9 protein-coding genes are annotated in these 7,171 nt (G+C 74.3%); 5 read left to right on the top strand and 4 right to left on the bottom strand.

The features are described from left to right. A partial coding sequence (locus tag VGP36_04760; GenBank protein HEV7654038.1) for a hypothetical protein occupies window positions 1–663 on the top strand: 663 nt, incomplete at its 5' end. 48 nt (window positions 664–711) lie between these two features. Here the strand turns inward: VGP36_04760 and VGP36_04755 are convergent. From VGP36_04755 to VGP36_04745, 3 genes are all read right to left on the bottom strand, one after another. Then, entirely contained in the window at window positions 712–1,446 is a 735-nt protein-coding gene (locus VGP36_04755; protein ID HEV7654037.1) for a 16S rRNA (uracil(1498)-N(3))-methyltransferase, read from the bottom strand. 91 nt (window positions 1,447–1,537) lie between these two features. Next, a complete protein-coding gene (gene dnaJ / locus VGP36_04750) occupies window positions 1,538–2,671 on the bottom strand; it encodes a molecular chaperone DnaJ (GenBank protein ID HEV7654036.1) in 1,134 nt (377 codons plus the stop codon). A 67-nt stretch (window positions 2,672–2,738) separates the two neighbouring features. Beyond that, window positions 2,739–3,254 (bottom strand): VOC family protein, encoded by a 516-nt coding sequence (locus VGP36_04745; protein HEV7654035.1) that lies wholly within the window; start codon window positions 3,252–3,254, stop codon window positions 2,739–2,741. Between the two features lie 73 nt (window positions 3,255–3,327). On the opposite strand from VGP36_04745, the gene VGP36_04740 reads away from it, so the two are divergent. Both VGP36_04740 and VGP36_04735 read left to right on the top strand, forming a co-directional pair. Further along, on the top strand, window positions 3,328–3,798 hold the full coding sequence (locus tag VGP36_04740; protein ID HEV7654034.1) for a MarR family transcriptional regulator: 471 nt from the start codon (window positions 3,328–3,330) through the stop codon (window positions 3,796–3,798). A gap of 56 nt (window positions 3,799–3,854) precedes the next feature. Next, window positions 3,855–5,009, top strand: coding sequence for a phosphatase PAP2 family protein (locus VGP36_04735; GenBank protein ID HEV7654033.1), 1,155 nt, complete (start codon window positions 3,855–3,857; stop codon window positions 5,007–5,009). Here the strand turns inward: VGP36_04735 and hrcA are convergent. Beyond that, window positions 4,953–5,978: a heat-inducible transcriptional repressor HrcA gene (gene hrcA, locus VGP36_04730; protein ID HEV7654032.1), complete on the bottom strand. Its 1,026-nt coding sequence runs from the start codon at window positions 5,976–5,978 to the stop codon at window positions 4,953–4,955. The two genes, VGP36_04735 and hrcA, sit on opposite strands and share 57 nt — an antisense overlap. Window positions 5,979–6,130: 152 nt before the next feature. Between hrcA and VGP36_04725 the strand changes: the two genes are divergently transcribed. Together VGP36_04725 and VGP36_04720 are read left to right on the top strand one after the other, a co-directional pair. Then, the gene (locus VGP36_04725) at window positions 6,131–6,457 is read left to right on the top strand and encodes a type II toxin-antitoxin system VapB family antitoxin (GenBank protein ID HEV7654031.1); all 327 of its coding nucleotides are present in this window, start codon (window positions 6,131–6,133) and stop codon (window positions 6,455–6,457) included. Between the two features lie 103 nt (window positions 6,458–6,560). Then, the gene (locus tag VGP36_04720; GenBank protein HEV7654030.1) at window positions 6,561–7,133 is read left to right on the top strand and encodes a hypothetical protein; all 573 of its coding nucleotides are present in this window, start codon (window positions 6,561–6,563) and stop codon (window positions 7,131–7,133) included. Window positions 7,134–7,171 lie beyond the last annotated feature (38 nt).

The following is a 7,171-nucleotide window of genomic DNA, read 5'->3' as shown; positions in this document are numbered from 1 at the left end:
GTCGCGGCGCCCGCGGTGCTGCCGTCGCTCAGCCCGTCCCGGCAGCAGGCGGCGGGCCCGTCCACCGCCTCCCCCGGGCCGACCCCGATCCCCGGCGCGGGCGTGAACGACCTGACCACCGTCTGGCCGTACGGGTCCCGGGGCGACGGGTTCCGGGCCGCTGCGGCCGACCAGGCCGCGGGCACGTACGGGGACCTGACCAGGCCGGACCAGGTCGCGACCCGCTTCGTGGGCTCCTACCTGGGGTCGGCGTCGCTGAGCGCGGAGCCGGCCGGGGCGTACCGGGCCGGGCTGCGGATGACCGTGCTCCGGCTCGGGCGGCCGATCTCGCTCGTGTACCTGGTCCGGGTCCGGATCGGTGACGACGCCCCGTACGTGGTCGTGGACGCGGTGGCGCCGGACGGGTCGCTCGGCCTGGACCCGTCGACGCCTTCCGGCGGGCCGTTCACCGCGCGCGGGACGGTCGTCCCCGGCGCCGTACCGCGGGTGCAGCTGCGGGCGCCGGGCGCGACGCCGGTGCTGTCCTCCGGGCGGGCCGCGGTGACCGGGGACCGGTGGTCGGTGGGGCTGAGCCTGCCGGACGGGACCGGGGCGGCGGCGCTGACCGCCTGGACGGTCGGTCCCGACGGCGTCACCGCCTTCGTCTCCCGCCCCCTCGGCTAGTCCCAGCGCGGTCCAGTCCCAGCGCGCGGTCCAGTCCCAGCGCGCGGTCTAGTCCCAGCGCGCGGTGCGCAGCGACAGGGCGGCCAGCGCGGCCGCCCCGGCGGTGGAGGTGCGCAGCACCGGCCTCCCGAGCCGGACCGCCGTCGCCCCCGCCAGCGCGAACGCCTCCAGCTCGGCGTCGTCCAGCCCACCCTCGGGCCCGACCACCAGCACCAGGTCGCCCGCGTCCGGCAGCGGCACCGAGACCAGCGGCCGGGCCGCCGACTCGTGCAGGACCAGCGCCCCGGCCGCGTCCGCGACCAGCGCGGCGACCTCCTTGGTCGAGGCGAGCGGCGCCACCGGCGGCAGCCAGGCCCGCCGGGACTGCTTGGCCGCCGCCCGCGCCACCGACCGCCAGCGCTCCAGCGACCGCTGCCCGCGGGCCCCGTCCCAGCGGGTCACCGACCGGCTCGCGGCCCACGGCACGATCGCGTCGACGCCGAGCTCGACCGCCAGCTCCACCGCGAGCTCGCCGCGGTCACCCTTGGCCAGCGCCTGGACCAGCACGAAGCGGGGCGCCGGCGGGTTCAGCCGCCGGACCGCGATGACCGCCAGCCGCAGCGAGTCCGCCCCGGCCGTGAGCACCCGGCAGTCCGCGACGCCGCCAGAGCCGTCGGAGAGGACCAGTTCCTCGCCCGCCCGCAGCCGCCGTACGGTCGCCGCGTGCCGGCCCTCGGCGCCGTCGAGCACGACCTCGCCGCCCGCGGGCAGCGCGTCCACCAGGAAGACCGGGGGCGTGCTCACCGTGTCCGCTTCTCGGACGGACCGTCAGGCGCAAGCGCCGGACGGCCGGCCCTCGTCGCTCCCCGCTCGCGCTGCGAGCCCACGCGCGAGCTCATCTGCCGTTGAACGCGTCCCGCATCTTGGAGAACAGTCCCCCGCCGCCCTGGCCGCGGGTGGAGACCGCCAGGTCCTCCCCGCGCAGGGTGGCGAGCTGGCGCAGCAGCGCCTCCTGCTCTTCGTCCAGCCGGGTCGGCGTCGCCACCGAGACGTGCACGTGCAGGTCGCCGCGGCCGACCCCGCGCAGGTGCGGCACGCCGCGGGCCCGCAGCGGGATCACGGTGTCCGACTGGGTTCCGGCCCGGATCGGGACCTCCTCGTCGCCGTCCAGCGTGGTCAGCGTGAGCGCGGTCCCGAGCGCGGCGGCGGTCATCGGCAGCTGCACGCGGCAGTGCAGGTCGTCGGCCTCGCGGCTGAAGATGTCGTGCGGCAGCTCGTGGATCTCCACGTACAGGTCGCCGGCCGGGCCGCCGCCGGGGCCGACCTCGCCCTGGCCGGACAGCCGGATCCGCATCCCGTCCTCGACGCCGGCCGGAACCTTGACCCCGACCGTACGGCGGGCCCGCACCCGCCCGTCGCCGCCGCAGCTCGTGCAGGGGGACGGGATCACGATCCCGGTGCCGCCGCAGGTCGGGCAGGGCCGGCTGGTCATGACCTGGCCCAGGAACGACCGCTGCACGCTCTGCACCTCGCCGCGGCCGCCGCAGGTGTCGCAGCTGGCCGGGTGGGTACCGGGCGCCGTGCCGGCGCCGGAGCAGATCGTGCAGACGATCGCGGTGTCCACGGTAAGGTCCCGGGAGACGCCGAACGCGGTCTCGGCCAGCTCCAGGTCGAGCCGGATCAGCGCGTCCGAGCCCTGCCGGACCCGGCTGCGCGGACCGCGCGCGGTCGAGGCGCCGAAGAACGCGTCCATGATGTCGCCGAGCCCGCCGAAGCCGGCCGCACCGAACGGGCTGCCGCCCCCGCCGCCCTGCGACAGCGGGTCGCCGCCGAGGTCGACGATCTCGCGCTTCTCCGGATCGGCGAGCACCTCGTACGCGGTGGTGGCCGCCTTGAAGCGCTCCTGCGCCTCCGGGTCCGGGTTGACGTCCGGGTGCAGTTCGCGAGCGAGCTTGCGGTAGGCCCGCTTGATCTCGTCACCCGTAGCGTCCCGGCGCACGCCCAGCACGCCGTAGTAGTCGATCGCCACCCTTATCCCGCTTCCTGGCACTCGATTGCCACGACTGCCAGTCTACGTGGCCGCGAAGGTCGCTGTGTCAGCGCGCGGCGGTTACCGAGACGCCCACGCCGCCGCGGGTCTGGCCGCCATAGCGGGCCTTCTCCCGCGTCAGGTCCAGCCGCTGGACGCTCGAACGGGCGGCCAGCACCTCGTCGGTGATCAGCTCGGCCGGGACCAGCCAGGACACCTCGAACTCGAGGCCGTCGGGGTCCTTGGCGTACAGCGCCTTGGTGGTGGAGTGGTCCGACGCGCCGACCAGCGCGCCCGCGTCGGCCAGCGCCTGCGCGATCCGCTCCAGCTCGTCGAGGGTGTCGACCTCCCAGGCGAGGTGGTAGAGCCCGACCTCGGTCCGGCCGGCGGCGGTGTCCTGCGCACCCGGCCCGACCTGGAACAACCCCAGGTCGTGGTCGTTGCTGCTGCCCTCCGCCTGCAGGAAGGCCGCACCCGGAGCGCTCATGACCTGCCGGAAGCCCAGCACCGCGGAGTAGAAGCCAACGCTCCGTTCCACGTCGCGGACATAGAGGACGGCGTGGTTCAGTCGCTGCACGGGCATGTCGATCTCCAATAGTTTTGGTACCACCCACGCTACCCTGAAGTAGTTGAGCGTTCAAGTAAGAGGAGGGCCTGTGAGCGGCTGGCTGGACGAGGACGAGCAACGCACCTGGCGCTCGTTCCTGGCCACCTCCGAGCTGCTGTACGCGGCGCTGGACCGGCAGCTGCAGCGCGACGCCGGGATCACCCACGCCTCGTACATCGTGCTGGCCATGCTGTCCGAGGCCCCGGACCGGTCGCTGCGGATGAGCGACCTCGCGGTCAAGGCCAACTCCTCCCCGAGCCGGCTCTCGCACGCGGTCGCCCGGCTGGAGGACCGGGGCTGGATCCGCCGCGAACCGGCCCCCAAGGACGGCCGCGGAACTGTGGCGGTGCTCACCGACGCCGGCTGGGACATGCTCGTCGAGACGGCGGCCGGCCACGTGGCCGCCGTCCGCGAGCACCTCTTCGATCGCCTGACGCCCGAGCAGGTGCGTGCGCTGGGTGACATCTGCGCGACCGTTCTGGACGGCTTGGACCCGAATCGAGTAGCGCGCCCCTGCTAAAAATGTGTGGCATGGGCCACATTGCCGGCACACAGCGCTGCGGAGAACGTTGTGCCGTGGTGATTTGTCGTCGGGATGAACGGGTCGGCCGGCTGGACAGCAGGCCGATCGACGACGGCCCGGGTGACCTCGGGGCCCGGCAGGGTATCGGCGGCACCGTGTGGCGACGGATCGCGGTGCCGGGGCCTCGACCCCGCGCACTGCTGGAGCTGCTCGTCATCGCGGCCATGTTCGGCGCGTACAAGCTGGGCCGGATCGTGGCGGCCAAGCACGTCGGCACCGCCTTCGACAACGCGTACGTGGTCTGGGACCTGGAGCGGATCCTGCACCTGCCGGACGAGATCTCGGTCCAGGCGCTGCTGCTGAAGAGCACGGTCGTGATCAAGGCCGCGAACGTCTACTACGTCGCGGTGCACTTCCCGGCCACCGCGGCCTTCCTGATCTGGCTCTACCTGCGCCGGCCGGCCGACTACCTCTGGCTGCGCCGGACGCTGGCGCTGCTGACCGCGTCCGGGCTGCTGGTGCACCTGGCCATCCCGGTCGCGCCGCCGCGGATGCTCGGCTCGCTCGGCTTCATCGACACCGCCGCCGTGTACGGCCCGGCCGTCTACGGCCCGCCGGCCCAGAACAGCCTCGCCGATCAGTACGCGGCGATGCCGTCGCTGCACATCGGCTGGGCCATCGTGGTCGCCATCGGCGTGATCACCACGACCCGCAGCCACTGGCGGTGGCTGATCGTGGCCCACCCGGTGGTCACCACGCTCGTGGTCATCGGCACGGCCAACCACTTCTGGCTGGACGGGATGGTCGCCGCGCTGCTGCTGGCCGGCTCGATGGTGGTCGCGCGCAGCCTGTCGCTGCTGACCGAGCCGCGGATCGAGGTGCCGGACTTCGTGCCGGTCCTCGACACCCCGGCCGTCCGGGAGCTTCCCGACCAGCCCCTTACCACCTCGTCGGACCTCGGCCGCGAGGATGACCGGGTCCTCGCGCAAGACCTGGGCCTCGCAGCGGACCTGGGCCTCGCAGCGGACCTGGGCGAGCGGGCGCGGGTGAAGGTGGCGGACCTGCCGGACCGGCTGCCGCCGCCGCAGCGGCGCGGCCCGTCCGTAGTCACCCACCCGGCGGTGCAGCCCGGCCGCCGCCGGCGCCGGCGACTAGGTCCCGGGGCCGAGGATCTGGCCGATGTAGCGGGCGACCGCGGCGACCGCTGACATCGTCCCGGCGTAGTCCATCCGGGTCGGGCCGAGCACGCCGAGCCCGCCGAGGGCGCGGTCGCCCGCGCCGTACCCGACCGAGACGACCGAGGTCGAGCGCAGCCCCTCGTACGGGTTCTCCTCGCCGATGCGGACCAGGACCCGGCTCGGGCTCTGCACCTCGCCGATCAGCCGCAGCAGCACGACCTGCTCCTCCAGCGCCTCCAGGACCGGCCGGATGGTGCCGGGGAAGTCCAGGGCGCCGCGGGTCAGGTTGGCCGTGCCGCCCAGCACGACCCGCTCCTCCGGTCGCTCCACCAGCGTCTCCAGCAGGACCGTGGTCATCGTGGTCAGCAGCGGGCGCAGCTCCGGGCCGGTCACCTCCGGCAGCGCGGTGACGATCTCCGGGGCGTCGGCCAGCCGGCGGTCCCGCAGCGCCGCGTTCAGCGTCGCGCGCAGGTCGGCGACCAGCGGCTCGCTGACCGGGACCGGCAGCTCGACGACCCGCTGCTCGACCCGGCCGGTGTCGGTGATCAGCACCAGCATCAGCCGGGTCGCGGCCAGGTGCACGACCTCGAGGTGGCGGACCGCGGAGCGGGCCAGCGACGGGTACTGCACGACGGCGACCTGGCGGGTCAGCTGGGCCAGCAGCCGTACGGTCCGGTGCAGGACGTCGTCCAGGTCGACCGCGCCCTCGAGGAAGCTCGCGATCGCCTTGCGCTCGGCCGGGGACAGCGGCTTGAACGCGGCCAGCCGGTCCACGAACAGCCGGTAGCCCTTGTCGGTCGGCACCCGCCCGGCGCTGGTGTGCGGCTGGGCGATGTAGCCCTCTTCCTCCAGCAGCGCCATGTCGTTGCGGATCGTCGCCGGCGACACGCCGAGGTGGTGGCGCTCGGCCAGCGCCTTCGAGCCGACCGGCTCCTCGGTGGCGATGTAGTCCTCGATGACGGCGCGCAGGACCTCGAGCTTGCGTTCCTCGAGGTTCACCGGCACCTCCCTGGCACTCTTGGTCGTCAAGTGCCAGCGTACCGGCGCGCGGGCGGGTCGGCACCGATCGTGTCCCGCCCGTGACCCGCCCGACGCGGGGGCGGTTAGGCTCTCCCCCGGCCAGCGGGGCCTGGAGGGGACTAGGGAGCGACGTGATCTTCAAGGCGGTTCGCGACGGCCGGCCGTACCCGGACCACGGGCTGTCGACCCGCGACTGGGCCAGGCTGCCCCCGCGGCAGGTGCGGCTCGACGAGCTGATCACCACCAAGCGGGAGCTGGAGCTCGACCGGCTGCTGGACGAGGACTCGACGTTCTACGGCGACCTCTTCCCGCACGCGGTGCAGTGGGAGGGTGATCTCTACCTCGAAGACGGCCTGCACCGGGCCCTGCGGGCGGCGCTGCAACAACGCAACAGCCTGCACGTCCGGGTGCTGAGCCTGGACGAGAACGAGGCGTCCGAGACGCCCGTCTCGGGGTGATTCGTCATACCGGCGTCGTCGGGACGTCGGTAGAACGTGATATCCCCTTACCGGCCTGTCCGGACTGTCCGGAACCGCAGGCGCGCCGGGGGTGGGAGTACGCATGAAGGACGGCCTGGCCGACGGCCTGGCACGGGTACGCGAACGGGTGGACGCGCTGCGCGGACGCGACGGTGGCTCCGGCGACCGGTACGTGCTGCTCTCGCCCGGGGCGGGCCGCCGGCGGCGGGTGGCCGAGGTCAGCGCGATGGCCGGGGTGGGCGTCGTGGTGCTGGCACTCGTCGGCGCCACGATCGCGCTGCGGCCGTCCTCGTCCGCGCCGCCCGCGCCGAACGGACCGGGACTGCCGGTGCCGGCCGAGTTCACCGAGTCCCCGTCGTCGACGCCCTCGGCGTCGTCGTCCGTGATCGTCGTCCCGGGTCCGACCGGGGGTTCGTTCCCGCAGCGGCCACGGTCGAGCAGCGCCCCGTCCGGGTCTTCGACGCCGACCGCGCCCGCGGCGACCACGCGGGCCTCGGCGACGGTGCCGCCGGCGACGCATCCCACGGTCACCACGCCGCCGGCCACCACGCCGGTGCCGCCACCGACGACCGTCCCGCCCACGGTCCCGCCGACAGACGAGCCGACCACGGAGCCGCCGCCCCCGCCGCCGGGCAACGGTGTGCCGCAACCCTGATTACACCCGTCCGGGTGAGGCTGTGCTTGGATGGCCCT

This window comes from Mycobacteriales bacterium, from assembly GCA_035995165.1.
Lineage (GTDB): Bacteria > Actinomycetota > Actinomycetes > Mycobacteriales > CADCTP01 > CADCTP01.
Note: the sequence above shows the minus strand (reverse complement) of the source record. Positions and strands in the feature narration are given on the sequence as shown.